Origin of the sequence: Streptomyces sp. PA03-6a (genome assembly GCF_033792765.1) — a bacterium.
In the GTDB taxonomy this organism is placed as follows: Bacteria; Actinomycetota; Actinomycetes; order Streptomycetales; family Streptomycetaceae; genus Actinacidiphila.
This window is the reverse complement of sequence record NZ_JARAVK010000006.1, coordinates 69,923-92,539: the sequence shown is the minus strand read 5'-3', so window position 1 is coordinate 92,539 and position 22,617 is coordinate 69,923. Positions and strand designations below refer to the sequence as shown.

Genomic DNA, 22,617 nt, shown 5'->3' with positions numbered 1-22,617 from the left:
GTGGGAGGGCGAGCACTGGTGCGAACGCCAGGTGGACGCGATCATCCGGGAGCGGTACGGGACCTGGGCGCAGGGATGGAACTGGTGCTACCGGTACGGCGGGGTCGTCGGCAGTTGGGTCACCGGAGCCGGCTCGGTGACGACCCCCGACGAGACCGCCGCCCGCGTCGTCGCGGCGCTGCTGGAGTGGCGGGAGTGGTTGGAGAGGACGGCCCGGCGATTCGCCGAGCTGGCACCGCCACCGGACGCCTCTCCGGAGGATCTCAGCTGGCATCTCGAGCGGGCCTGCGTCCGGCTCGTGACGTACGCACTCGACTCCGGCGCGGAGGGCGGCTGGCACGGGCAGGCAGGTCTGCTCCTGCGCTGGTACCTGACCACCGGCGGCATGAGCCAGGCCGATGCCGGACGGACGGTCGAGGCCGCGATCGGCGGCCGGTTCCGGAGCTGGGTCGCCCCCGCGCGGACACTGATCGAATCGGTCGGTGAGGACCTCGCCGTCGGCCTCACCGGCCACGCCCCCTACCAGGACCACCGTGACCGAGAGGACCTGGAGGAGCGCCATGACCGCTCCTGACAGCCTCGCGACCTGGCTGCGCGTACGCCGCGAGTCCGCCTGGCACCAGGTACCCGCCCTGCGACGGGTGCGGCCCGCGCGCGACGGGTTCCGCGCGTGGTGCGAAGGGCCGGTACGCCGGCGCGACCGCGTCCGCGCGGAGCGCCTGCTCGCCGCCCACACCCTGGCCCGCGCCGACGCCGCCCGCCGGGCCCCGCTGGACTTCGCGCTGCTGGCCGGCTGGCAGCGCGAGGTCTTCGGCGGGGGACAGGCGCCGTTCCGCGAGACGGACGCCTATGCGAAGGCCGGCCGCGAACGCTACGGCCTGACGCCGACGACCCAGGCCGACTTCGCCGCCTGCCTGCGCGAGGCGACCGACCCGCAGGTCCCGCCGGCGGCACGCGCGGCCCGCGCGTACCTCGACGTGGCGTTCTTCCACCCCTTCACCGATGGCAATGCCCGCGCGGCCCTGCTGACCCTGGTCCACGTGCTGGCCCGCGAGGACATCGTCCTCCCGGAGGTCGGCCCGCTCCTGACGACCCGCTACGCGGACGACCCGGCGGGCGCCGCCGACCTGGCCACGCTCATAGGTGTGCTCAACCGGCGCCGGTAGCGCGAGGTCGACAGGCGAGGTCGGCGCGCCGCCGGGACCTCGAAGGGCTCCAAGGGGTCGCCGTCGACGCGCCGACCGGTGCGAGCCTATGCCCCGGCTCGCCTCTCCAGCGTGCCCGAGAGCCGATGGCGCCGCATCCTGTACGTGCGGCCTCGCCGCCTTCCGCCCTGGCCGGCGAGGCCGCTCCTCCCGCCGCGGGATCACGCGGGTTGCCGCAATTCGATGAGGTTGTCCTCGGGGTCCGCGAGGTAGGCGAAGCGGGTTCCGCGCCGCAATTCCCGGGGCCGGCGGGGTGACGGTGCGGCCGCCGTGGGCGGCCGCGGTGGCGAGGGGGTCGCGGAACCGCCGGGGTGTGGACCCGGCGCGTCCGGCGACGGTGACGGTGCAGCCGGCCGCCGCCAGGGCGATGGCGCTCGCCCGGCCGATGCCGGTGCCGCCGCCGGTGACCAGTGCCGTGGTGCCGGTGAATGCGTGTGGCATCTCGTGGTGCCCTTCTTGGCGGGCCGCCCGTTCCCGGGCGGCCCGCCGCTCGTGTGCGGGGGTGGTGTCAGGCGCTGGTCACGGAGGACGCGATCATGTCGAGGGAGACCTGCCACAGCAGCGCCGCCCGGTCGGGGTCCATGGCGTGGGCGGCGACGCCGCGGCGTACCCCGGGGGTGTGCGGGGCAGCCTCGTTGCAGTCCTCGAAGTAGCGGCCGGAGACGCCTTCGACCAGCGGCGATGCGGCGAGCAGCACGGAGGTGGCGGCCCCCTGCTCGATGTCCTTCCAGGACACGTCCGTGCTGGTGGCGTCGAAGGTGGTGGGGCTGTTGGAGATGTCACCGATGTGGCGGCCGAGGCGGGTGGTGGTGATGCGGCCGGGGTTGAGGGCGTTGACGGCGATCAGGTCCGGTGCCCACCGGCGGGCCGCCTCGATGGTGAACAGGACGTTGGCGGTCTTGGACTGGCTGTAGGCCGCCCAGGGGTCGTAGGGGTGGTGCTCGAAGTGGAAGTCGTCGAACAGCACGTCGCCGTTCACGTGGCCGACCGAGCTGACCGCGACCACACGTGCCCCGCGCGCCGCGGCGAGGGCGTCGTGCAGGCCGGTGGCGAGGGTGAAGTGGCCGAGGTGGTTGGTGGCGAACTGCAGCTCCCAGCCCTCCTCGGTCCGCTCCAGCGGCGAAGCCATCACTCCGGCGTTGAGGACCAGGACGTGCAGCGGTCCCGACCAGGAAGCCACGAAGGCACGCACGGATCCCTGGTCGGCGAGGTCGAGCAGGGCGGCGCGCACGCTTCCCGGGCCGCTCGCGGGGGAGATCTCCCGGGCGACCCGGTTGCCCGCGGCCAGGTCGCGGACGCCGATGGTGACCTCGGCCCCGGCGGCGGCGAGGGTGCGCGCGGTCTCGCGGCCGATGCCGGAGGCCGCCCCGGTGACGATGGCACGCCGGCCCGCGAGGTCGACGCCGGCGAGCACGTCGGCGGCGGTGGTCTGCGCTCCGAAGGGCGTGGTGATGAGCTGGTCGGTCATGACGTTCTCCCAGGAAGGCGGTGATGCGGGGCACGCGTGCGGCCGGTGGCGCACGGGCACGGTGCCGCCGTACTCTCGTATCCGGAACTGGTTCCGGTTCGCTTCGGGACTGTAAGCGGAACCGGTTCCGCTTGCAAGTGGCGGCGGGAAGGGAGACGGGATTGACCGGCGACGACGAGGCCCCGGCACGGCGCGGCAGACCCCTGCGCGCCGACGCGCAGCGCAACGAGGACCGGGTGCTGGAGGCGGCGGCCGCGGCTTTCGCGCAGGACGGCATCGGCGCCTCCGTCAAGGACATCGCCCGCGACGCCGGCGTCGGCGTCGGAACGCTCTACCGCCGCTTCCCCTCCAAAGAACTACTGGTCGAGGCGACCTACCGGCACGAAGTGCAGCGTCTGTGCGAGGCGGCGCCCCACCTGGCGGCCACGCGCCCACCGGAGGAGGCCCTGCGCACCTGGATGGAGTCCTTCATCGACTTCATGGCCGCCAAGCACGGCATGGCCGACGCGCTGCGCGTGGTGCTGACCGACGACAGCGAGAAGATGCACACCCGGGCCCTGCTCGCCGAGGCCGTCACCCACCTGCTCGCCCCCAGGGACGGGGGCGACGGGCAGCAGTTGGCGCGCCCGGACGTCGACCCCCAGGACGTCCTCATGGCCCTCGGCGGGATCAGCCTCATGGCCGCCAGCGAGGAACACCGCGACCTGGCCACCCGGCTCATCGACCTGCTGCTCCACGGCATCGTGCGCTGCTGATATGCCGCGGCCGGTCCCGGCGGTGCGGGTCGGGCCGGATGCCGTACGGGCGCGCGCTGCCGCGCGTCCCCGGAGCGGCGGACGGCTCGACCGGGCTCAGGCGCAGTGGTCGTCGAAGCGGGCCCGGTGCCGGAGGGCGAAGCTCTCGACGTCCAGGGGGTCGTCGCCGCCGATCCGCTTCACCAGGTCCTTCTTGCCGGAGAAGACGCCGTGACGGTAGTCGACGGCGACGGCGAGGAGGTGCTGGACGAGGTGGGGGAGGCGCCGCGCTTCTCCAGGATGGCGGCGAATTCGTCGAGGTCGATCGGTACGTAGGTGACGTGACGGCCCAGGGCGCGTGACATGGCCTCGGCGATCTCGTAGTGGCACGGGCCGGCTCCCCGCCCTGCGCATGAACGTCGTGACCGGCGGCGGCCAGGGCGGCCCGGCGGTGACGGTCGCGCCCAGCGGCCGGCTCGCGCTGACGTACTCCGACGACTACGACCAGAACGGCCACAACGAGATGCGGCTGCGCGACGCCTTCCGCAACGCCTGACCCCGGCACCGGCCGGACGCCGACGGACCCGGCGCACCGAACGGTGCGCCGGGTCCGTCCGGCTCATGTCAGGGCGTGGCCCTGAGCGCACAGGCGACGACCGCGGTCACGGTGTGCGGGCCCACGCCCGCGGGTACCGCGTTCACCGTCCACCCGGTGGAGGGGTTCGCGAACGGGACGCTGGTCACGATCGTGGCCGTGTCGAGCGCGAATCCGCCGCCGACGGCCAACTCGCCCGTGGGGCAGGACAACGTGTGGTCGAGGCCGTCCGCCGCGAACGTGGCGACCAGGGTGTGGGCACCGGAGAGCCCGCCAGGGGGGCCCGGGACACCGGGGGTGCCCTGGGGCCCGGGAGTTCCGGGAGGCCCGGCCTGGCCGGGGGGACCTGCGGGACCGGCCGGTCCCTGCGGGCCGGGAGGACCGGGGATGCCCGGACGGTTCAGGCAGTAGTTGGGGTAGGACGGGTACGGGTAGCACGGGTGCACGGACCCCTGCTGGGCGGCGCCGTACTCCGTGCTGTCAGCCGTCGTGGAGCTGCCTTCCGCGGGCGCCGAGTACGCCGTACCCGTCACCACGCAGGACGCGAGTGCCGCGCTCGCGGCCACCGTCCACACGCGGACACGGCCGTAGCGTCGCTGTGCCGATGACATGGGCCTGGTTATTCGGTACAACACGTCACCTCCAGGTATGGGTTCTGCGGGCGGCCTGTGCAGCCCGCCCCGCCGTACGCAGCGGGGACCGTCACGCAGGACGTCGAACCCACAGCAAGGATTACTGTTCGTACTCATTTGCGCACGCCGTGTAGCCGAAGGGGTGACGTGATGCGGCCGGCTCTCATGACGGGGGCAGCCGCAGGGCGAGGAGGGCGATGTCGTCGACGTTGCCGGGGGGCATGCGGCTCAGGAGCTGGTCGCAGAAGTCGTCCAGCGGCTCGTCGGCCAGTGCGAGGGCGTTGCGGCGGAGCCGGCTGAGGCCGGTGTCGAGGTCGGCGCCGGGGAGTTCGATGAGGCCGTCGGTGTAGAGCAGGAGCGTGGACCCCGGCGGCAGGGGTGTGGTGGCGTCGGGCCGGGGTTCGCGGACGCCGATGCGCGCGCCCAGCAGAGGACTTCGCGCGTCGTCGAGGTAGCGGCCTGGGCCGTCCGGGGTGAGCAGCAGTGGCGGGGGATGTCCGGCGTTGGTCCAGCGCAGGGTCCACGGGCCGTTGCGGGGACCTTCGACGCGGGCGAGGACGAGCGTGGCCATGGGGACGGTCGTGATCACGGGCATGGCGTCGTCGAGGCGGTCGACGACGGCGCCGGGGGGTTCGGTGCGATCCCACGCCAAGGACCGCAGCATGCCCCGGAGTTGGGCCATTCCGGCGGCGGCGGTCAGGTCGTGGCCGACGACATCGCCGATGACCAATGCGGTCGCGCCGTCCTTGAGCTGGAACGCGTCGTACCAGTCGCCACCGACCTGGGACGCGGCGGGTGCGGGCTCGTAGCGCGCGGACATGAGCAGGCGTCCGGGCTGGGGGAGGGGCGTGAGCAGGTTGCGTTGCATGGCCTCGGCGACGTCTCGTTGACGGCCGAACCGGCGCGTGTTCTCCAGGATCTGGCCGACCCGGCGGCCGATGTCCACCACGACCTGCAGGTCGTCGTTGCCGAAGGGGGCGGAGGGGTCGGTGCGGACCAGGGTCAGGGCACCGGTGGAATTCCTCCCCGAGCCCAGCGGAACGGTGAGTGCCGATGCGGCGCCCACCGACTGGAGGAAGCCGTTGTGCAGGGCGGCCAGCGGCGAGTCCGGCCGTGCGGTCGCACCGGCCGGGTCCTGCAGGACGGGCACCGCCCCGCGCACGGCCTGGACCAGCGGGGAACGGGACTCGCCCGCTGGGGGGAGGCGGGCGCTCCAGCCTTCCTGCCCACGGTCCCGGCCCTCCGGTCCGGTGACCGCCACCCGGTGCGTCTCGCTGTCGTCGACGAGCAGGTCGACCGCCACCCAGTCGGCGAGCCCGGGGACCAGCAGGCGCCCCAGGCGGGCGAGTGCCTCGTCGGTCTCGAGGGTCTGGCCGAGCACCGCGGTGATCTGCGCGACCAGCGTCAGGCGGCCGGTCAGGTCCTCCAAGGCGTGCATCTGCTCGGCACGTTCACTGCCGTAGTTGGTCAGGCCGGCGAACAGCATCGCGGTGCCCTTGAACGAGGTACCGTCCGTCACCGGCGCGGCGGACCAGGAGACCTCGACCAGCTTGCCGTCACCGCACAGGTACCTGTCGCCGTCCGCGCGCCCCGCACCCTTGAGGGTCAGCGCTTCGAGCAGCCTGCACCGGGCCCCGGTGCGCTCACGATCCGTGTGCCGGTGCACGAGGTCGTGGAAGTCCTCGCCGACCATCGCGTCGGCGGCGCGGTCCAGCAGCCGTTCGGCGGCCGGGTTGACCGCGACGACCCGGCCGGCGGGGTCGACCACGGCCAGCGATGCCCCCAGATGATCGACGACCTGCCGCCAGAAGCCCGGCTGGGACGCCCACCGCCGTCCCTCGTCAGCGTCGTCCGACACCGCACCCTCCCTGATCGCCTCCGCGGCTCGCCACAAGCGCCTTCCCGGACAGGGGCACCGCGGACGACGACCGTCCCCCCATGCTCCCGCCTGTGGGAACCCGACCGCGGCCGACACGACGGGGTGCCGGCGCCCACGCCTCCGGCCCTCGGCCGGTGCGCGATCCGGGGACGAACCCGTCGTGGCACGGCCTCAGTCGAGGCCGCACGCGCCTGCGCGGCCCACATGTACCGCATTTCCGGGGACGCGTCGCTTCACTCGATTGGGTGGTGCACCAATCTCGGGCCGCCTGGGTGGCGCATCACTTGCGTGAGGATCCACAGCAAGCAGCACCTGGCACGCGGCGGCCCGGCCGCGTTCTCCGGTCTGCTGGCCGCCTTCGCCGAGCTCGCGGTGGCGGAAGCCGTCGGCAGGGGCGCCCCCTGGCCGTCATCACCCTGTGACGGCGGCGGCGAAGCCCGGGGCGGCTGCGCGACGAGCTCGAACCGGGCGGCGAGCCGTGCACTTCCGTCAGGAGGCACGTTTCCGGATGCTGCTTGCGCAGCGTGTACCGGATGGGCAGCCTGAGGAAGTCACTGACGGAGCGATACGGATCGGTGCTGGTCGCGCTGATCTTCGGTCCTGTATTGGGCGCCGTCTACTCGATGACGAGGACTGATACCACGCGGTCGGGGACAGCCCGTAGGTACAGCTCTGAACCGAGCTGTACCGTGCTCCCATGGCCCGGGACAGGTCATTTCGCGGGCGGCCACGTCTTGGACCCATCACCGTTCACTGTTCGGTAGGAGTCTCATCTCATGCCTGAGCGCAGTACGAGCCGCCCTTCGAGTGGTGCGCTCAACTACGGCGCTGTGGGAGCGACGCGGCCCGAGGATCGGCAGTGGTCGGTGCAGGGCACGGGCTTGCGGCCCTTCTCGCGCACCGTCGTCATCGGACGCGGGGACGCGGACTGGCGCGCCGCGGCGGACGCCGTTCTGCGCTGGGGTGTGAAGCGGCGAAGCGGCTTCACCGTCACGGGCTGCGACGGCGCCGGGGAGAAGGTCGCCGAGGGAGCCGAGTACCGGATCACCGCGGGCTTCGGCCCGTTCGTGGTGCGGGAGCCCGTGCGGGTCGTGGCGGTGGTCGACATGCCGGACCGTTGCGGCTTCGCCTATGGGACTCTGCCCGGGCATCCTGTCTGTGGCGAGGAGGCCTTCGTCGTCCACCGCGCACCCGACGGTACGGTCTCACTCACGATTCGCTCCCTGACCCGTGCCGCTCCACACGGACCATGGCGACTGCTGTTCCCGGCGTTGCTCTTGGCCCAGCGATTCTTCCGGCGCCGTTACCTACGTGCCCTGATGGCGTCCTCTTGATTTTCGCCCCCCGAGGTCCTCACTCCGCGGGCTCGAAAACCTCCGCCCCTGGAGGTCGTGATCTTGTCGGCGGGGGTCGACTGGCTGAGATCATGTCGCCATGGCAGCAGACGGCGTTGGTCAGTATCGGGCGGGTGAGACAGCACTGATCGTTAAGGTGCCCGAGGCCGAGCCGGTCGTGGGCGGCTGGCGTGAGCGGTTCGACGCGTCGGTGGGGGCCGGGGTCCCGGCGCATGTGTCGGTGCTCTATCCGTTTCTGAGTCAGGACGGCGTCGGTGATCAAGTCTTGGGAGTCCTGGGCGAACTCTTCGGATCCCACAGCGCTTTTGATCTTCGTTTCCGGAGATGCGGTCGCTTCCCCGGGGTGCTTTACCTCGCCCCGGAGCCGGACGATCAGTTCCGGGCACTCATCCTGGCCGTCGCTGACCGGTGGCCGGAGGCACCGCCGTATGGGGGCCGGTTTGCCGAGGTCATTCCTCATCTGACGGTGGCGCATGGCCAGGAGCCGAGTGTGTTGGACGCCGTTGAGGCCGATCTGGCGGGTCGGCTGCCGGTCACGACGCACGTCAGTTCGGTCCAGTTGCTGGTCTTCGACGGCATCGTGTGGCGTGAACGGGCGGACTTCGCCCTGCGTGCACCACGGGTCGATGCTGGTCAGGCGGCTTCGAGTGGGCTGCCGTCGTAGGTCCAGCGGTAGGGTTTCGCCGTGGCGTCGTGCTCGATGACGTAGGTGTCGAGCTTGTCGATGAGGGCGTCGCGGCTGGGGAAGTCTCCGTGCCGCCAGGACCCGGTGGGTCGGGACGGAGAAGAACAGTGCCACCTGGCTCAACCAGGAGGCGTGCGGCGGGGTCCAGTGCATGGTCCAGCACCGGTGTACCCGGCTGGACGGGAAGGACGCACCGGGCGAAGTCATCGGCGCCGCTGCCCAGGGCACCGGTTCCGGCGCGGTCGGCGACAGTTCCCGAACCGCCCCGCCTTACCTCCCGCGAATCGCCGAAACCCCTGCGGACGCATCCGGTCGCGGTGGCGAACGTTTGTGGTGATGCTGTCAGAGACAGCGTGGCCGCTCTCGCGCAAGCAGTGTGCGTCGGTGGCCGCGCCGTACAGGAAAGGCGGCGGTCATGACGGCGATGCCCACAGCACGGCAAGGAAACGGGGGCCCCGGCGGCGGCGAGATGCTCAGTGGCGCGTCCGTGGCCGCCGGGTCCCTGCTGATGCTCAGCGGGCCGCTCAGCATCCTCATGGGTGCGACCGCCATTGCAAAGGACACGCTGTTCGTCACGTCGTCCCACTACGCCTACGAGTTCGACCTGACCGCCTGGGGAGTCATCCACCTTGTCATCGGAGTGGCGCTCGTCGTCGCCGGTTTCGGTGTCCTGATGAACAAGAGCTGGGGGCGGGGGGCCGGCGCAGCGCTGGCGGGGATCAGTTTGATCACCCAGTTCATGTTCGTTCCGTATTACCCCGCATGGGCGATTCCCGTGATGGTTCTCGACCTCATCATCGTGTTCACCCTGACCAGGTTCCACGCTGGGTCCAGCGGCGGCCACTGAACGGTGCGTAAGGGCAGCCGAGCTGAGTGTCCGACAGCGCTACAACGGGCCTGAACTCAGGTGGACGCCTATGCCGGCTGAGGCAGTGCCGCGAGCCAGGTGGTCAGCAGGTGGTTGACCTCTTGGGGCCGTTCCTGCTGGAGCCAGTGGCCGCAGTCGTGCAGGAGGTGGGAGGAGACCAGGCCGGGCAAGGTGGTCGGGTAGGCGTCGATCGCGTCGGACATCCAGGTGGTGGAGGCGTCCAGGGTGCCGCCGATGAACAGGGACGGCTGGGTCAGGGGGGCGCCGTTGAACTCGGCGAGGTCCTCCCAGTCGCGGTCCATGTTCCGGTAGCGGTTGAGTGCTCCCGTGAGGCCGGTGCGCTCGAACTCCCCGGCGTAGTGGTCGAGGTCGGCCTCGGTGAGCCAGGAGGGGAGCCGGTCGGCGGGGAAGCGGTCGCGCAGGGTTCCGCCTGCGCTGACGAAGTGCGGGTCGGGCTGTCCCGGGGCCGGCATGGTGTCGGCGGACAGGGCGGCGTAGAAGCCCGCGAGCCAGCCCCGGACATCGGGCGCGATCTCGGCCTCGGCGCGGCCCGGCTGCTGGAAGTAGGAGACGTAGAACTCCTCGTCTCCGCCCATCTGCGCGAAGACGTCGCTGGGCCGCGGTCCGCCGGGCGGGGCGTAGGGGACGCTGAGCAGGCCCACGGCGCGGAAGACGTCGGGGTGCAGCAGGGCGGAAGCGGCGGCGATGTTCGAGCCCCAGTCGTGCCCGATGACCACCGCTGTCTCCTCGCCCAGCGCGTGCACCAGGGCGACGTTGTCCTCCACCAGGGCGCGCATGCGGTACTCGCTCGCCTCCGTCGGCGTGGAGGAGCGGCCGTAGCCGCGCACGTCCAGTGCCGCCGCCCGGTATCCCGCCGCTGCCATGGTCGGGAGTTGGTGGCGCCAGGAGTACCAGGACTCGGGGAAGCCGTGGACGAGCAGGACCAGCGGCCCCCTGCCTTGCTCGACCAGGTGCAGCCGTCCGGCGGGCGCCTCGACGGTGTGGTGGCGCAGGTCGCCGGACGGCGTGGGCTGGTGCATGGCTTCTCCTCGGGTTCCCCGGTGGCTGCGGTACCCGTCGATCATGCGGTGTCGACGGACGGGGATGCGAGCCGCGTTGACGAACTGGCAAAATGGCAGGTCAGGGCGGACGCGCGAGGGAGGCGAAGGGCAATGGCGGACGATGTCGCCGCGGTCCTGGCCGCCATGGGGCCGCGGCTGCGGGCCGCGCGCGAGAAGCGCGGGGACACGCTCTCCGAGGTCAGCCGGGCCACCGGGATCGCCTCCAGCACGCTGTCACGGGTCGAGAACGGCCTGCGCAAACCGAATCTGGAACTGTTGCTGCGCCTGGCGAAGGCGTATGGCGTCTCCCTGGACACTCTGGCCGGCACCGCCGAGGCCCCCGCGCAGCAGCCGTCCCGCCCGGTGCAGCGCGCGGTGGACGACAAGGCGGTACTGCCGCTGACCCGCTATGTCGGAGGGCTCCACGCGCACAAGCACGTCCTGCCGGCCGCCGACGAACAGCCGCCACGGCCGCGTCAGTCGTCGCACGAAGGATACGAATGGCTCTGCGTGCTGTCCGGGCGGCTGTGGCTGGCACTCGGCGACCATGACCTCGTCCTGACCTCCGGAGAGGTCGCCGAGTTCGACACCCGTACCCCTCATGGATTCGCCAACGCCGGCCTCGGCGCACCAGTCGAATACCTGATCATGTACGGGCCCCAAGGCGAACGCCTGCGCCCCCGCGTCCAGCCGACGGCGCACCACGACCGCCTCTAAGGTGCCGGGCAAGCAGCCCGGGAGACCTCCACGGCGATCGCGCCCAGGGCCCGCACCGAACCCGCCGGGGGGCCGTCCTTCGGCCGCACGGGTCATTGTCCCAGGCCGTTCGGGGGGCGTGCGGCCTTGCATCGGCGTGCCTCCCACACCGCCGGGGCACCGGTGGTCTTCGGGTGTGGGTGTGCAGGCCGTCCATGCCGGAAGGACGACAGCGGCGCAGGACCCCGTGCGTGCCCCGCGCGGAGACAGGAGAAGCTGCATGCTCAAGGGATCAGCTCGTGCGGCGCTTTCGTCGACGGTTCTTGCGGCGACGACGGGAGCGGTCGGCCTGGTCGGAGCGGCTCCGGCCGCGGCCGCCCAATTCGCCGTGGTGGACTGCCGCGGAAACGCCACAGCCCTGCAGCCTGCCATCAACAGCGCCGCCCCGGGGGCGGCGCTACTGGTGAGCGGGACCTGTAGCGGCCCCTTCACCATCAACAAGGACCTGACCCTGATCGGCCTCAAACCCACCGTCCTCGACGGCAACCGAGCCGGCTCGACCGTGACCGTGACCGGAGCCGTCCGGGTGCGACTGGACACGCTGACCATCACCAACGGCACGGGCAGCGGCATCCGCAACAACGGGGGCACGGTGGAACTGACCGGCTCCACGGTGGAGCACAACACGGCAGGCCCAGGTGGCGGCATCTACAACGACGTCAACAGCACGGTGACGCTGACCGGCTCCACGGTGCGCGACAACACCTCTCACTCCGGCGGCGGCATCATCAACTTCGGCGCCGTGAGGCTGACCGGGTCCACCGTGGAGCACAACACGTCGACGATCGACGGCGGCGGCATCTACAACAACTTCAATGGGACGCTGACTCTGACGGGCTCCATGGTGCGCGACAACACGGCGGCGAGATCCGGTGGCGGCATCTACAACATCTTCAACAGCAAGGTGACGTCGACCAGTTCCACGGTGGGCGACAACACGGCGGGAGCCGAAGGCGGCGGCATCTGGAACGACATCAACAGCACGGTCGCACTGATCGGTTCCACGGTGGGCGACAACACGGCCGGAACCGGCGGCGGCGTCTACAACAAGGACGGCACGGTGACACTGACCGGCTCCACGGTGCGCAACAACCGCCCGGACAACTGCGGCGGGCCCGTTCCCGTCCCCGGCTGCACCGGCTGACCTCCCCACATCCCGCCAAGCTCCGCGTCGTGTCGATCACTCCCAGCCAATCCCACGAGCAAGACCCGCGGAATGCCACGGCGCCCCCTCGTGACCGGGTGAAAATCATGCGATGAAGAGAATCGCCCTCGTGGCCCTGGCCTGTGCCGGATCCGTCACCCTGCTGTCCGGCTGTACCGAGCACAGTGCTTCCGCCACCGATGGCTACACCCCTGGCCCGACGGTCACCTCCACTGTCGCGCCCGATCCTGCGGTCCGGTTGGCCGAGCACTACCGCCATTCCGGCGGAGTGACGGACGTGTACGGGCTTCAGCGCGGTTCCGGCCCTGGCGGTGTTCCCCTGGTGACGGTGTGGACGCACAACTCGGACGATGATCCCGAGCCCTTCGAGGAACTCAAGGAATCGATCACCGACTTCCTGCGGCATGAGGAGGGGGTCTCCTTGCACAAGGGGTACCTGATGGACGTCTTCGGCCCGGATGGTCGCTTGCAGCACCGCCTCGACGCCCGGCCGTAACTCCGGGTCGGCGGCCGTACGCGCCGTCGCGGCCGCAGGAGTTCGCGACTGCGGCGACGAACCGTCCGGGGCGCGGCACCGATCCCGGTCTCACCGGGACCGCAGGCTCCGCCCGGCGGGGAGCTCTGCTTTGGGAAGGGGTAGCGCCATCGTTTCTCTCCCTGTCCGTGGGCCCGTTGGGCCGTGCGCCATGAAGACACCGGCCGGCCCGCCCGTGTGACACCCGGGCACAGAGGTCACCCGTCACGGACGGAGGCGGGGGCCGCGGACGGTGACGATCGCCGCGACCAGTGCGGTCAGCCCCACGAACACCCCGAAGGTGGTGAACGCACCCCGCGGGCCGAGCCACGACTGCGCCGCGCCGACCGCCACGATGGGCACGCTCACCGCGGCCGTCGACCCCGTGAAGGTGAGCCCGAAGCTGGCGCCCGTGAGGCTCGCGCCGACGGAAGGGAGCCCAGGAGACCGGTGACCGACAGCGGCGGCTGCCAACTCCACGCCCAGCGCCAGACAGACCCACGACGGCCCAGCCCACGACGACGGTCGGCGCCTCCCGCAGCAGCGCCGAGCGCGTTTCCCCGCCGAGGTGCGGACGGCGCGGGCGCCACGACCGCGGCGAGGGCCGCCGCCCCCGGCCAGGACGGCGCCCAGCGCGATGCCCGCCGAGGCCGCGGCGCTGTTGGCCACCGCCGTCGCGCGGAGGTCCCGGCGCGGGTGCAGATCCGCCAGCGCGACCCCGGCACCGTTGGTGAGCAGCCCGACGCCGACGCCCTGCACGAGATGTGCCAGGTACAGCGCCCATACCCCCGGAGCGGTCAGGAACAGCAGGAAACCGCAGCCGAGGACGACGACCGCCGCCAGGAGCACGCGCCGGCGTCCCACGTGGCCGCTGAGCCTCCCGCCACGAGCAGCGTGAGGACGGCGCCCGCGGCGTAGCAGGCGTGGACGAGCGTCGTCGTGACCGTGCCGAGGTGCCGTCGCTCCTGGTAGAGGCCGTAGAGGGGGGGAGGGTGTGCTGCTCGCCGCCATGGCGAGGAAGACGATCGCGGTGACCGTCGCGAAGCCTCGCACCGTCCTGGCGGGCGGCGCCTGCGGCAGCTCCCGGATCCGTCGTCCGTGTGGTGTCTCGGGGGCGTCCGCACGCGTGGTCCTCTGTGGTCGTGGTGTGCCGTCCGGCTCGCCGTCCGGCGCCGGGCCCGGGCGCCGGACGGCTCCCCGGCTGGGCCGCGACCGGGCCCGGCTGCCAGCGAGGACCCTTCCTGGTACCGGCCGTACCAGGCACGACGCCCGCCCGGGCGGCAGGGCAGGGCTACGCTCCGAGGAATGACCACGGGATCCCACGAGACGATCAGCCCCCAGCCGCTGCGCCTGGAGCGCGGCTCGGTCCACGACGAGGCGTGCCCGAGCTTCCAAGGCGCCGTCGAGCTCGTCGGACGCCGGTGGACGGGCGCGATCCTGGCCGCGGCGGCCCAGGGCGCGCGCCGGTTCGGCGAGTACCGTGCCGTCATCGCCGGGATCTCCGACCGGCTGCTCGCCCAGCGCCTGAAGGAACTCGAGGCCGAGGGCCTCATCGAGCGCTCCGTCATCCCGAGCACCCCCGTGCAGGTCCGCTACGCGCTCGCCCCCGACGGCCAGGCGCTCATCGCCGCCCTGCAGCCGCTCGCGCAGTGGAGCGCACGCCGGTTGCGCCGTGCCCGGTAGCGGGGGAGGAGGGGCTGCTGCCATGGAGATGGCCCGGAATGGGTGTATGTCGTGGCGAATGGGTAATAACCACGCAAAATCTCCCGAGGCAGTGCAGAGGGGTGTCTCATGACCCGAGGAGCAGAGGGGTTGCCCTACCCCACTCCCCGCGCGAACGTCGACCTGGCCCGCGAATGCGGAGCCTGCTTCGGCTGGGGAACCGTCATCACCGACCAAGGCCGGCACGAACTCTGCGGGGACTGCCAGGACGACGGGCTCACCGAGCAGCTGCGCGTCAGGGCCGTACGCCTACGGCCGGGCTCCCGCTACAGCTCGCCCCGCTGACCCGCTCCCGCCCGCCCTCACGGATGCGCCGGGCGTCGTCACCACGCCTCCGGGCCGCCCCCACGCCACTCCACCTGACCCGGGTCGGTCAAGCTGACCGTCCCCGCGTCGTACCCGGCGAGCCACAGGTACCGCAACAGGTCCGCCAGGGAGTGCGCGGTGCCGAAGTACTCGCCCCGGATCACGACCCTTCGTCCGTCGACCGGCGGTTCCACGATCACCGGCGGCCCCTCGGTGCGCATAACCCCAGCCTGCAACAGCAACCGCGCCGGGCGCACGGCGGCGCCCCCTCACCCCGGCCCCGGCTCCGGCGCACTCGTCGCTCACCGCGAGGCCCCGAGGGTGGAGACGTCGATGACGAAGCGGTAGCGCACGTCGCCGCGGTCCAGACGCTCCAGAGCGGTGTTGACCTGGTCCGCGGGCACGGTCTCGATGTCCGCGGCGATGCCGTGGCTCGCGCAGAAGTCGAGCATCTCCTGGTTCTCGCGGATGCTGCCGTTCCTCGTCGAGGTGATGATCCGGCGCGGGCTGCCGAGGAGCATGCCCTGGAAGGTGGCGGCCTCGGCGGTGACGCCCGCGTTGACCAGCACGCCGTCCAGGCGCAGCAGTGCGAGGTAGGCGTTGGTGTCGATGCCGCCCGACACCGTGTTGACGATCAGGTCGAAGCTCTGCCCGTGATCCCGGACGTAGGAACCGTCCTCGGTGGACACGTAGTCGTCCGCTCCGAACCGCAGACCGTCCTCGCGCTTGAACAGGCTCCGGCTGAGCACGGTGACCTCCGCGCCCATCGCGTGCGCCAACTTCACCCCGATGTGCCCGAGGCCGCCCATGCCGACGACGGCGACCTTCCTGCCCGCCGCCGCGCCCCAGCGCCGCAGCGGCGCGTACATCGTGACCCCGGCGCAGAGCAGCGGGGCGGCGACGTCCAGGGCGAGCCCGTCGGGGATGCGGAGGACGTAGTTCTCGTCGACGACGATCCTCCGGCTGTAGCCGCCGAAGGTGGGCCGCCCGTCGTAGTCGAGCGCGCCGTAGGTGAGGACCTCGCCCTTGAGGCAGTGCTGCTCCTCGCCCGCGAGGCAGTTCACGCACGTGCGGCAGGAGTCGACGTAGCAGCCGACGCCCACCCGGTCACCGACGGCGTACCGGGTGACGTCCGGGCCGGTCGCGACGACGGTCCCGGTGATCTCGTGGCCCGGGACCATGGGGAACAGGCCCTCCATCCAGTGGTTGCGCAGGAGGGCGATGTCGGTGTGGCAGATGCCGGTGTACGCGATGTCGATGATGACGTCGTGAGGGCCCGGGTCACGGCGCTCGACGGTCGTGAGCTCGACCGGGGCGTCGGGGCCGGCTGCGGCGAGGGCGGGAACCATGAAAGGCATGCTGTCTCCTGGTGGGGCGACGTCGGACGGGGGGAACTTCCGTCTTCGACTGCACCAGGTGCGGGGCCCCCGGCGAAGAGGGAGCGTGACCGTGCTGAGGGTGCTACTCGCAGAGCCACCTTCGGGGCCCCACGCAGGCGGGGCTCGGCTATACCTGGGGGTATGGACGCTGAGAGGGCCTTGCGGGACTTCCTCGTCTCCCGGCGGGCGGCGATCGACCCCGGGCAGACGGGACTGCCGGTCGGCTACGGCAGCCGACGGGTGCCGGGACTCCGGCGCGAGGAGGTCGCGGCCCTCGCCGGGGTGAGCGTGGCCTACTACACGAAGCTGGAACAGGGGCGGATCGGCCGCATCTCCGAGGAGGTCCTCGGAGCGGTGGAGAAGGCACTCCAGCTCGACCAGCTGGAGTGCGCGCACCTCCGCACGCTGGTACGGAACGCGGGAAGCCGGCCCACCCCCTCGGCGCCGCCCCCGGTGAAGGCCAGGCCGGGCGTCGTCGCCATGGTGCACGCGCTCGACCTGCCCGCCATGGTGCACGGGCCGCGACTGGAGGTGCTGGCGGTCAACCACACCGCCAGGCTCCTCATCGACGACTTCGACGCCATGCCCGTCAAGGAGCGCAACCTCGCCCGCTGGACGTTCCTCAACCCCCGGGCCAGGACCGTCTACCCCGAGTGGAACAGGATCGCGCCCCAGGTCGCGGCGGCGCTGCGCCAGGTCGCCGCGGACCGGGCGGCGGACCCTGTGCTGGAGCAGCTCGTGGGGGAGATCGCGGTGGCCTCGCCGGACTTCGCGCGGTACTGGGCGGAGTACCGGCTGTACGAGCACTCGTACGGCGTGAAGCGGTTCTTCAACGAGACCGTCGGCGAGATGAGCCTGCACTACGAGACGATGGCCCTGCCGGGCGGCAAGGGCCAGAGCGTCATCGTCTTCAGGGCCGACCGGGGCTCGCCGTCGGAGGAGAAACTGCGCATCCTGGCCAGCTGGAACGTGCCCGCGGCCGAGGACGCCGACCGTCACGTCCGGCCGTAGGGCCAGGCCGGTGCCCGCGGGTCATCCGATCGTCGGTCGACGTGGCTCCACAGCAGGGAGCTCGCCGTCACCGGGTGGATTTCAGCCGCGTACGGGTCCGCCGGCGACCGCCGTCACCGTGCGGGTCGTGCGCCCGTGCCGAGCGCGTCGTGTTCCGACGGCCCGGCACGTGGCATAGACGAGGAACGAGATGGTCGTGACGTAGGGGCTGATGGGGATGCTGCTGCCGAGGGCGAGGAGGATGCCGCTCTCGACGGCGAGGACGGCGAAGAGCACGCTCAGCAACGGCAGGAGCAGGGGGGAGGCGGTGACCCGGCCGGCCGCCGCGGCAGGGGTGACGACCAGACTGAGGACCAGGAGCGCCCCGACGACCTGTACCGACAGGGCGATCGTGATTCCCAGGAGGAGCATGAAGGCCACGGACAGCCCGCGGACGGGCAAGCCGCGTGCTTCGGCGACGTGCACGTCTGCGCTGGTGAAGGCCAGAGGGCGCCAGATGACGGCGAGGGCGATCAGCACCAGCGCGGACAGGGTGAGCATCCACCCGGTCTGCGGATCGTCGACGGCCACGATCTGGCCGGTCAGCAGGCCGAACTTGTTGGCCGAACGGCCCTTGTAGAGCGCGAGGAAGAGGACGCCGAGGCCGAGCCCGAACGGCATCAGGATGCCGATGATCGAGTTGCGGTCCCGGGCGCGGGAGCCCAGTACGCCGATCGCCAGGGCGGCGATGAGCGATCCGGCGATCGAGCCGGCCACCACGTTCACCCCGAGCAGCAGCGCCAAAGAGGCGCCCGCGAAGGACAGTTCGCTGATGCCGTGTACGGCGAAGGGCAGGTCGCGGAGGAGTACGAAGACTCCGGTCAGTCCGCCGACCAGGCCCAGCACACCGCCCACGATGAGGGAGTTGCGCACCAGGCCGAGCAGGGCGCCGTAGTCCTGGAAGTTGAACATCTGCTGCCACATCTCGGCCGCCGTCATGGGTGCGCTCCGTCCGTTGCGTGTGCGTCCGCGGCGTCGAGTCCCGGGTGGTGCACGGCCTGCTGGTCATGGGTGTCATGGGTGCCGACGACGACGATCCTGCCCCGCACCCGCAGGACGTCGACCCGGGAGCCGTACAGGGCCGACAGGGACTCCGAGGTCAGCACGTCCTCCGGGGAGCCGGTGCGGTGTCCCTGTGGGGCGAGGTAGAGCACCCGGTCCACCAGGTCGAGGACGGGGTTGATCTCATGGGTCACGAACACCACGGCGGTCCCGTGGTCCCGGCGCCTTCGGTCGATGAGCTCGGTCACCGCCCGCTGGTGGTGGAGGTCCAGGGAGAGTGTGGGCTCGTCGCACAGCAGCAGGCGGGGGTCGGTGGCCAGGGCCTGCCCTATGCGGACGCGCTGCCGCTCGCCGCCGGAGAGGGTGCCGAGGGGCGCGTTCGCGTAGCCTGACGCGCCGACGGCGTCCATGACGGCGTCGATGCGCCGCCGGGTGGCGGCGTCGCGCCGGCGGAGCCCGAACCGGTGTCCGTCCAGGCCGTAGCCCACCAGATCACGCGCCCGCACCATGTCGTGCGCCATGGCCGTCCCCTGCTGGGGCACGTACCCGATGTGACGCGCGGCCTGACGGGGTTCGTCGCCGAGCACGTGCAGGGTGCCTGAGGAGAGCGGCCGGCGCCCCAGAAGGGCCTGGACCAGACTCGTCTTGCCGGAGCCGTTCGGTCCGAGCACCGCCCAGAACTCCCCGGGCGCCACGTCCAGGTCGAGATCCTTCCAGAGGGTGCGGTCCCCGTACCGGAGACCGCCCTTCCTCATCCGGATCAGCGGCCCGGGCCTGCCGTCGACGTCCGGGTCGCCCGTGCGGGGCCCGGGTACCGACGGCGAGGGCTGCCGGGTCACTTGTTCAGGGCGTCGGCGAGTGCGTCGACGTTGTCGCTCATCCACGTCAGGTAGTCCTTGCCTTCGGGCAGGGTCTCGGTGACGGGTACCACGGGCACACCGGCCGCCTCGGCCGCCGACTTGACCTTCTCCGTCTGGGCGCCGGAGGTCTGCTCGTTGTAGACCAGGGCCTTGACCTTCTTGCCGGAGAAGAGGTCCAGGGTGGCCTTGAGGACCTTGGCGGAGACGTCGTCGCCCTCCTCGACGGCCTCGCTCAACTCTTCGGGGGTCTGGTTGACCAGGCCGGACGCTGCGAGCAGGTAACCCGGCACGGGCTCGGTGATCGCCACGCCCTCGCCGTCGTGCGCGGACTTCAGGGAAGCCTCCTTGTCCTCCAGCGCGCTGAGGCTCTTCTTGAAGGCGGCGGCGTTCTTGGTGAAGGTGCCGGCGTGGTCCGGGTCCGCCTTGCCCAGGGCATCGGCAACGCGGTCGGCGATCTTGCTCACCGAGGGGAAGTCGTACCAGACATGCTCGTTGAGCTCTCCGCCGGCCGGAGCGGTCCGGCCCGAGACCTCGACGGCGTTGATGACGTCCGCCGAGGCGTTGCCGCTCCCCAGCATCCGGTCGATGAAGTCGTCGTACCCCCCGCCGTTCTCCACCACGAGCTTCGCCTTGGACAGGGCCAGCTGGTTGCGGGTGTCGGCCTCGTAGGAGTGCGGGTCCTGGTCGGGATCGCTGATGATCGAGGTGACGTCGACCCGGTCGCCGCCTATCCGCTCGACGATGTCGCCGTAGACGTCGGTGGAGGCGACGACGGAGACCTTGGACGGGGAAGCGCTGCTCTTGGCGCTCGCGGCATCGTCGGAGGAAGCGCCACAGCCGGCCAGCAGGCCGAGTGATGCGGCACCGGCCAGCAGGATGGCGAGACGGGAAGGGGACTGGGACATGACGGAAGCCTCCGAGGGCTGCGAAAGGGAGTTGCCGGGTGGGCGCAGGGCCACACGCACACCGGCAGCTTAGATGAAAATGAATACCACTATCGACAGGGGGTGGGCAAAGGGCGGCCCGAAGGCCGTCGCGTCACCATCGGAGTGTGTGAATGGCGCATATCGGGCACTAAGATGCTTATCGGTTGTCGATGCTCCACCGGTGACGAACAACCGGCGGCGCGCTCGCATGCGAGGCGTCAGGGAAGGAGTCCTGATGGAGAGCACAGGCCAGCACCGTCCGCACGATCGGCACGAGCACACTCATGGCGAAGGTTGCGGCCACGTCGCCGTGCCGCACGGCGACCACACCGACTACGCCCACGGCGGTCACATCCACCGCACCCACGGCGACCACATCGACGAATGCAACGCTCCGGCCCACGTGGCCCACGAAGGGCACGGCCATGAGCACGCCGCGGGCTGCGGCCACGTCGCCGTGCCGCACGGGGACCACATCGACTACGTCCACGACGGGCACCGTCACGCAGCCCATGACGGGCACTGGGACGACCACTGACGTCCTCGCCCGCCTTCGCGAGCGCCGGGAAGGCCGCCCGCTTCAGCCGGGCAGGTCCAGTTCCGCCAGCACGCCTGCCATGCCTCCGTACGTGCCGTGGACCCCAGCGGTGCTGGCCAGGCGATGGTGTTCCAGCCGGATCGCACCGAGGTGACGCGCCCGGTACACGTGGGAGCGCCACACCGCGGCGGGCGAGTCCGCCGGTGAGCCGTAGCCGTCGGCGTCCCAGAACGCGTCCCGCTCGCTGCCGGGCCTGGCCCGTGCCATGTGGATCGTCCAGTCCGCCGCCGGATCGCCCCACAAGGTCCGGTCCAGGTCCAGGACCCCGGTGATCCGGGGCTCGGGAGAACCTTCGGCGATCAGGACGTTCACGGTCCACAGGTCGCCGGCGAGCATGCGTGGCTCGGTGACCTCGTCGAGCACCGCACGGCGTTCCATGGCCACGGCCGCCACCTTGCGGAGATCGGCCGCGTCCAGGCCGACGCCGTCGAGGTCGGTGGCGATGTCCTCGATCGAGGTCACGACCGCCTCGCTCCACGTGGCGTACCCGGGACCGGCGACCGGCCCGAAGTGCGGGCCGCGCACCGAGTGCACCGTCCTGGCCACCGCGCCCAGTTGCCGGAAGAAGCCCGGCCAGGCCGATCGGGGGTACGCGTCCAGATGGCCCGGCGCCGGCACACCGTCGAGCAGGCTCTGCACCATCCAGTCCCGCCCGATCACCTCGTGCGACCAGTCGGCGGCGATCACGCGCGGCATCAACGGGGCGACCACCGACAGCCACGGCACGCTCGCGTACTCGTTGCGCATCAGCTCCCGCTCGGACAGGAACTGCCTGCGTGGCTCCGGTGCGACGCGCAGGATCACCGGCCGTTGCCGCCCGGCCAGTGTGAGGCGGTACGTGTTGTTGTACATCCCCAGGCCCAGCTCCACGGCCGAGACGACCCGGGCCGCGGCCCCGAAGGCGCGGCCGGCGATGGCCTGGATCTCCTGCGCGGACAGGCCCTGCTGAAAAGCGTGTTCGGCGCGCAGGATCGGCTCGAAGTCCACATCCGTCCTTCCCCGGCCCACCGGCCGCCACCTGAGCCGTGCCACCCGGCTGCGCCCGACAGCACCGAGACTAGCCGTATGGGCCTGGAGCGCCGGACGGTGCAGGGCGCCCGTCAGCCGCTGGTCCCCGCGAAGAGACCGGCCGGGTCCCGGGCGGCGCCGTCGCCGTTCGCCGGGAGGTCGCCGCGCTCGGGCCGACCCCGGCCGCCCCCGTCCTCGGACGGCAGGACACGGGCGGACTCCGCGTCGGAGGCCCGGTGGACGTGTTCGGCGGCCTGCCGCAGGACGTCGCGCCCGACGGTGCCCGGATCCGCGGACAGCCGGATCACGCGGCCCGCGTCCTCCAGCACGTACGAGTGCGACGTACTCGTCGCCCGGTACCAGTGGTTCCCCTCCTGCTCGCAGGTCGCCTGATCGGTTCCCGTCCCGCCGGTGTCCTCGGCGCAACCGACCGGGCCGCTGAAAGCGCGCTCGTCGACCCGCAGTTCGATGGTCCCTCCCTCCGGGCCGCTGTACGAGACCCCGAACCCGTGGTCGCCGATGACGCCGACGGACTGGAGGGCGACGCGGTAGCCGGGGACGTCGGTGACGTACACCATGGCTGGCTCGATCCCCAGGGACCGCGCCCTGCTCTCGAGTGCGGCCCCGTTCGCGGACTGCGTCCCGCAGGCGGACAGCGCCAACAGAGCCGACAGGAGGAGCGGTTGCAGAGCCGATCGGGTGTGCGCCATGCGTTCATGATCTCCTGTCTGGGCGGAGGGTGATTCCGCGTCAGCGGGGAGCGGCTGTCACTCCGGGCTGCGCTGGCCGGCTCGTAGACGTCGATCGGTGCCGCTGCCTTGTACCCCCGACCGGTGGAAGGCCGCTGCC

Annotated in this window: 27 protein-coding genes; 15 read left to right on the top strand and 12 right to left on the bottom strand. The window is 71.6% G+C overall.

From position 1 onward, the window contains the following. Window positions 1-574, top strand: a 574-nt coding sequence (locus tag PV350_RS03000; RefSeq protein WP_500332742.1) for a hypothetical protein, incomplete at its 5' end; no start/stop codon positions are given. Beyond that, window positions 561-1,166, top strand: a complete 606-nt coding sequence (locus PV350_RS02995) for a Fic family protein (protein WP_500332741.1) — start codon at window positions 561-563, stop codon at window positions 1,164-1,166. The genes PV350_RS03000 and PV350_RS02995, both read left to right, overlap by 14 nt. A gap of 547 nt (window positions 1,167-1,713) precedes the next feature. Here PV350_RS02995 and PV350_RS02990 read toward each other — a convergent pair. Next, window positions 1,714-2,673 (bottom strand): SDR family NAD(P)-dependent oxidoreductase, encoded by a 960-nt coding sequence (locus PV350_RS02990; RefSeq protein WP_500332740.1) that lies wholly within the window; start codon window positions 2,671-2,673, stop codon window positions 1,714-1,716. A 161-nt stretch (window positions 2,674-2,834) separates the two neighbouring features. Between PV350_RS02990 and PV350_RS02985 the strand changes: the two genes are divergently transcribed. From PV350_RS02985 to PV350_RS02975, 3 genes are all read left to right on the top strand, one after another. Next, a complete protein-coding gene (locus PV350_RS02985) occupies window positions 2,835-3,428 on the top strand; it encodes a TetR/AcrR family transcriptional regulator (protein WP_500332739.1) in 594 nt (197 codons plus the stop codon). A gap of 105 nt (window positions 3,429-3,533) precedes the next feature. Continuing rightward, window positions 3,534-3,743, top strand: a complete 210-nt coding sequence (locus tag PV350_RS02980) for a hypothetical protein (RefSeq protein WP_500332738.1) — start codon at window positions 3,534-3,536, stop codon at window positions 3,741-3,743. Between the two features lie 76 nt (window positions 3,744-3,819). Next, on the top strand, window positions 3,820-3,963 hold the full coding sequence (locus PV350_RS02975) for a hypothetical protein (protein WP_500332737.1): 144 nt from the start codon (window positions 3,820-3,822) through the stop codon (window positions 3,961-3,963). A 68-nt stretch (window positions 3,964-4,031) separates the two neighbouring features. On the opposite strand, the gene PV350_RS02970 is transcribed toward PV350_RS02975, so the two are convergent. Both PV350_RS02970 and PV350_RS02965 read right to left on the bottom strand, forming a co-directional pair. After that, a complete protein-coding gene (locus tag PV350_RS02970; RefSeq protein WP_499509715.1) occupies window positions 4,032-4,613 on the bottom strand; it encodes a hypothetical protein in 582 nt (193 codons plus the stop codon). Between the two features lie 184 nt (window positions 4,614-4,797). Then, a complete protein-coding gene (locus PV350_RS02965; RefSeq protein WP_499509714.1) occupies window positions 4,798-6,492 on the bottom strand; it encodes a SpoIIE family protein phosphatase in 1,695 nt (564 codons plus the stop codon). A gap of 797 nt (window positions 6,493-7,289) precedes the next feature. Here PV350_RS02965 and PV350_RS02960 point away from each other — a divergent pair. The 3 genes from PV350_RS02960 to PV350_RS02950 all read left to right on the top strand — a co-directional run bounded on the left by PV350_RS02960 (window position 7,290) and on the right by PV350_RS02950 (window position 9,400). After that, complete coding sequence (locus PV350_RS02960; protein WP_500332736.1) at window positions 7,290-7,847, top strand: DUF1990 domain-containing protein; 558 nt, start codon at window positions 7,290-7,292, stop codon at window positions 7,845-7,847. A gap of 100 nt (window positions 7,848-7,947) precedes the next feature. After that, window positions 7,948-8,532 carry a 2'-5' RNA ligase family protein gene (locus PV350_RS02955; RefSeq protein WP_500332735.1) on the top strand — a complete coding sequence of 195 codons (585 nt, stop codon included), beginning with the start codon at window positions 7,948-7,950 and terminating at the stop codon, window positions 8,530-8,532. 436 nt (window positions 8,533-8,968) lie between these two features. Beyond that, a complete protein-coding gene (locus tag PV350_RS02950; protein WP_499509711.1) occupies window positions 8,969-9,400 on the top strand; it encodes a DUF7144 family membrane protein in 432 nt (143 codons plus the stop codon). 68 nt (window positions 9,401-9,468) lie between these two features. Here PV350_RS02950 and PV350_RS02945 read toward each other — a convergent pair whose 3' ends face one another. Next, entirely contained in the window at window positions 9,469-10,461 is a 993-nt protein-coding gene (locus tag PV350_RS02945) for an alpha/beta fold hydrolase (protein WP_500332734.1), read from the bottom strand. Between the two features lie 132 nt (window positions 10,462-10,593). Between PV350_RS02945 and PV350_RS02940 the strand changes: the two genes are divergently transcribed. The 3 genes from PV350_RS02940 (at window position 10,594) to PV350_RS02930 (ending at window position 12,899) form a co-directional block, all read left to right on the top strand. Further along, window positions 10,594-11,199, top strand: a complete 606-nt coding sequence (locus tag PV350_RS02940) for a helix-turn-helix domain-containing protein (RefSeq protein WP_500332733.1) — start codon at window positions 10,594-10,596, stop codon at window positions 11,197-11,199. A 259-nt stretch (window positions 11,200-11,458) separates the two neighbouring features. Next, window positions 11,459-12,382 carry a right-handed parallel beta-helix repeat-containing protein gene (locus PV350_RS02935; protein ID WP_500332732.1) on the top strand — a complete coding sequence of 308 codons (924 nt, stop codon included), beginning with the start codon at window positions 11,459-11,461 and terminating at the stop codon, window positions 12,380-12,382. Window positions 12,383-12,494: 112 nt separating this feature from the next. Then, entirely contained in the window at window positions 12,495-12,899 is a 405-nt protein-coding gene (locus PV350_RS02930; RefSeq protein ID WP_500332731.1) for a hypothetical protein, read from the top strand. 243 nt (window positions 12,900-13,142) lie between these two features. Here PV350_RS02930 and PV350_RS02925 read toward each other — a convergent pair whose 3' ends face one another. Next, complete coding sequence (locus PV350_RS02925) at window positions 13,143-13,928, bottom strand: MFS transporter (RefSeq protein ID WP_500332744.1); 786 nt, start codon at window positions 13,926-13,928, stop codon at window positions 13,143-13,145. Between the two features lie 294 nt (window positions 13,929-14,222). Here PV350_RS02925 and PV350_RS02920 point away from each other — a divergent pair, with 294 nt between their 5' ends. Both PV350_RS02920 and PV350_RS02915 read left to right on the top strand, forming a co-directional pair. Then, window positions 14,223-14,600, top strand: coding sequence for a winged helix-turn-helix transcriptional regulator (locus tag PV350_RS02920; protein ID WP_499509706.1), 378 nt, complete (start codon window positions 14,223-14,225; stop codon window positions 14,598-14,600). Window positions 14,601-14,708: 108 nt separating this feature from the next. Beyond that, window positions 14,709-14,924 (top strand): hypothetical protein, encoded by a 216-nt coding sequence (locus PV350_RS02915; RefSeq protein ID WP_499509705.1) that lies wholly within the window; start codon window positions 14,709-14,711, stop codon window positions 14,922-14,924. A 38-nt stretch (window positions 14,925-14,962) separates the two neighbouring features. Here PV350_RS02915 and PV350_RS02910 read toward each other — a convergent pair whose 3' ends face one another. Together PV350_RS02910 and PV350_RS02905 are read right to left on the bottom strand one after the other, a co-directional pair. After that, window positions 14,963-15,166, bottom strand: a complete 204-nt coding sequence (locus PV350_RS02910) for a hypothetical protein (protein ID WP_500332730.1) — start codon at window positions 15,164-15,166, stop codon at window positions 14,963-14,965. An 81-nt stretch (window positions 15,167-15,247) separates the two neighbouring features. Continuing rightward, window positions 15,248-16,303 (bottom strand): NAD(P)-dependent alcohol dehydrogenase, encoded by a 1,056-nt coding sequence (locus PV350_RS02905; protein WP_500332729.1) that lies wholly within the window; start codon window positions 16,301-16,303, stop codon window positions 15,248-15,250. Window positions 16,304-16,465: 162 nt separating this feature from the next. On the opposite strand from PV350_RS02905, the gene PV350_RS02900 reads away from it, so the two are divergent. After that, the gene (locus tag PV350_RS02900; RefSeq protein WP_499509702.1) at window positions 16,466-17,335 is read left to right on the top strand and encodes a helix-turn-helix transcriptional regulator; all 870 of its coding nucleotides are present in this window, start codon (window positions 16,466-16,468) and stop codon (window positions 17,333-17,335) included. 81 nt (window positions 17,336-17,416) lie between these two features. On the opposite strand, the gene PV350_RS02895 is transcribed toward PV350_RS02900, so the two are convergent. The 3 genes from PV350_RS02895 to PV350_RS02885 are packed head-to-tail and all read right to left on the bottom strand — an operon-like array spanning window position 17,417 to window position 20,141. Beyond that, window positions 17,417-18,313: a metal ABC transporter permease gene (locus tag PV350_RS02895; RefSeq protein ID WP_500332728.1), complete on the bottom strand. Its 897-nt coding sequence runs from the start codon at window positions 18,311-18,313 to the stop codon at window positions 17,417-17,419. Continuing rightward, on the bottom strand, window positions 18,310-19,215 hold the full coding sequence (locus PV350_RS02890) for a metal ABC transporter ATP-binding protein (RefSeq protein ID WP_499509700.1): 906 nt from the start codon (window positions 19,213-19,215) through the stop codon (window positions 18,310-18,312). The genes PV350_RS02895 and PV350_RS02890 overlap by 4 nt, the downstream gene beginning before the upstream one ends. Beyond that, a complete protein-coding gene (locus PV350_RS02885) occupies window positions 19,212-20,141 on the bottom strand; it encodes a metal ABC transporter solute-binding protein, Zn/Mn family (RefSeq protein WP_500332727.1) in 930 nt (309 codons plus the stop codon). Before PV350_RS02885 ends, PV350_RS02890 begins: the two co-directional genes overlap by 4 nt. Before the next feature lie 256 nt (window positions 20,142-20,397). Between PV350_RS02885 and PV350_RS02880 the strand changes: the two genes are divergently transcribed. Next, window positions 20,398-20,700 carry a hypothetical protein gene (locus PV350_RS02880; RefSeq protein WP_500332726.1) on the top strand — a complete coding sequence of 101 codons (303 nt, stop codon included), beginning with the start codon at window positions 20,398-20,400 and terminating at the stop codon, window positions 20,698-20,700. A 42-nt stretch (window positions 20,701-20,742) separates the two neighbouring features. Here the strand turns inward: PV350_RS02880 and PV350_RS02875 are convergent, their stop codons facing one another. Next, window positions 20,743-21,747 (bottom strand): phosphotransferase family protein, encoded by a 1,005-nt coding sequence (locus PV350_RS02875; protein ID WP_500332725.1) that lies wholly within the window; start codon window positions 21,745-21,747, stop codon window positions 20,743-20,745. 113 nt (window positions 21,748-21,860) lie between these two features. Next, window positions 21,861-22,478 carry a hypothetical protein gene (locus PV350_RS02870; protein WP_500332724.1) on the bottom strand — a complete coding sequence of 206 codons (618 nt, stop codon included), beginning with the start codon at window positions 22,476-22,478 and terminating at the stop codon, window positions 21,861-21,863. Window positions 22,479-22,617 lie beyond the last annotated feature (139 nt).

Coding starts and splice junctions, on each gene's coding strand:
- PV350_RS02900 (WP_499509702.1), top strand. CDS start 16,466: ATGGACGCTGAGAGGGCCTTGCGGGACTTCCTCGTCTCCCGGCGGGCG.
- PV350_RS02955 (WP_500332735.1), top strand. CDS start 7,948: ATGGCAGCAGACGGCGTTGGTCAGTATCGGGCGGGTGAGACAGCACTG.
- PV350_RS02905 (WP_500332729.1), bottom strand. CDS start 16,303: ATGCCTTTCATGGTTCCCGCCCTCGCCGCAGCCGGCCCCGACGCCCCG.
- PV350_RS02925 (WP_500332744.1), bottom strand. CDS start 13,928: ATGGCGGCGAGCAGCACACCCTCCCCCCCTCTACGGCCTCTACCAGGA.
- PV350_RS02915 (WP_499509705.1), top strand. CDS start 14,709: ATGACCCGAGGAGCAGAGGGGTTGCCCTACCCCACTCCCCGCGCGAAC.
- PV350_RS02990 (WP_500332740.1), bottom strand. CDS start 2,673: ATGACCGACCAGCTCATCACCACGCCCTTCGGAGCGCAGACCACCGCC.
- PV350_RS02870 (WP_500332724.1), bottom strand. CDS start 22,478: ATGGCGCACACCCGATCGGCTCTGCAACCGCTCCTCCTGTCGGCTCTG.
- PV350_RS02885 (WP_500332727.1), bottom strand. CDS start 20,141: ATGTCCCAGTCCCCTTCCCGTCTCGCCATCCTGCTGGCCGGTGCCGCA.
- PV350_RS02975 (WP_500332737.1), top strand. CDS start 3,820: ATGAACGTCGTGACCGGCGGCGGCCAGGGCGGCCCGGCGGTGACGGTC.
- PV350_RS02945 (WP_500332734.1), bottom strand. CDS start 10,461: ATGCACCAGCCCACGCCGTCCGGCGACCTGCGCCACCACACCGTCGAG.
- PV350_RS02920 (WP_499509706.1), top strand. CDS start 14,223: ATGACCACGGGATCCCACGAGACGATCAGCCCCCAGCCGCTGCGCCTG.
- PV350_RS02995 (WP_500332741.1), top strand. CDS start 561: ATGACCGCTCCTGACAGCCTCGCGACCTGGCTGCGCGTACGCCGCGAG.
- PV350_RS02970 (WP_499509715.1), bottom strand. CDS start 4,613: ATGTCATCGGCACAGCGACGCTACGGCCGTGTCCGCGTGTGGACGGTG.
- PV350_RS02895 (WP_500332728.1), bottom strand. CDS start 18,313: ATGACGGCGGCCGAGATGTGGCAGCAGATGTTCAACTTCCAGGACTAC.
- PV350_RS02880 (WP_500332726.1), top strand. CDS start 20,398: ATGGAGAGCACAGGCCAGCACCGTCCGCACGATCGGCACGAGCACACT.
- PV350_RS02930 (WP_500332731.1), top strand. CDS start 12,495: ATGAAGAGAATCGCCCTCGTGGCCCTGGCCTGTGCCGGATCCGTCACC.
- PV350_RS02940 (WP_500332733.1), top strand. CDS start 10,594: ATGGCGGACGATGTCGCCGCGGTCCTGGCCGCCATGGGGCCGCGGCTG.
- PV350_RS02950 (WP_499509711.1), top strand. CDS start 8,969: ATGACGGCGATGCCCACAGCACGGCAAGGAAACGGGGGCCCCGGCGGC.
- PV350_RS02910 (WP_500332730.1), bottom strand. CDS start 15,166: ATGCGCACCGAGGGGCCGCCGGTGATCGTGGAACCGCCGGTCGACGGA.
- PV350_RS02960 (WP_500332736.1), top strand. CDS start 7,290: ATGCCTGAGCGCAGTACGAGCCGCCCTTCGAGTGGTGCGCTCAACTAC.
- PV350_RS02935 (WP_500332732.1), top strand. CDS start 11,459: ATGCTCAAGGGATCAGCTCGTGCGGCGCTTTCGTCGACGGTTCTTGCG.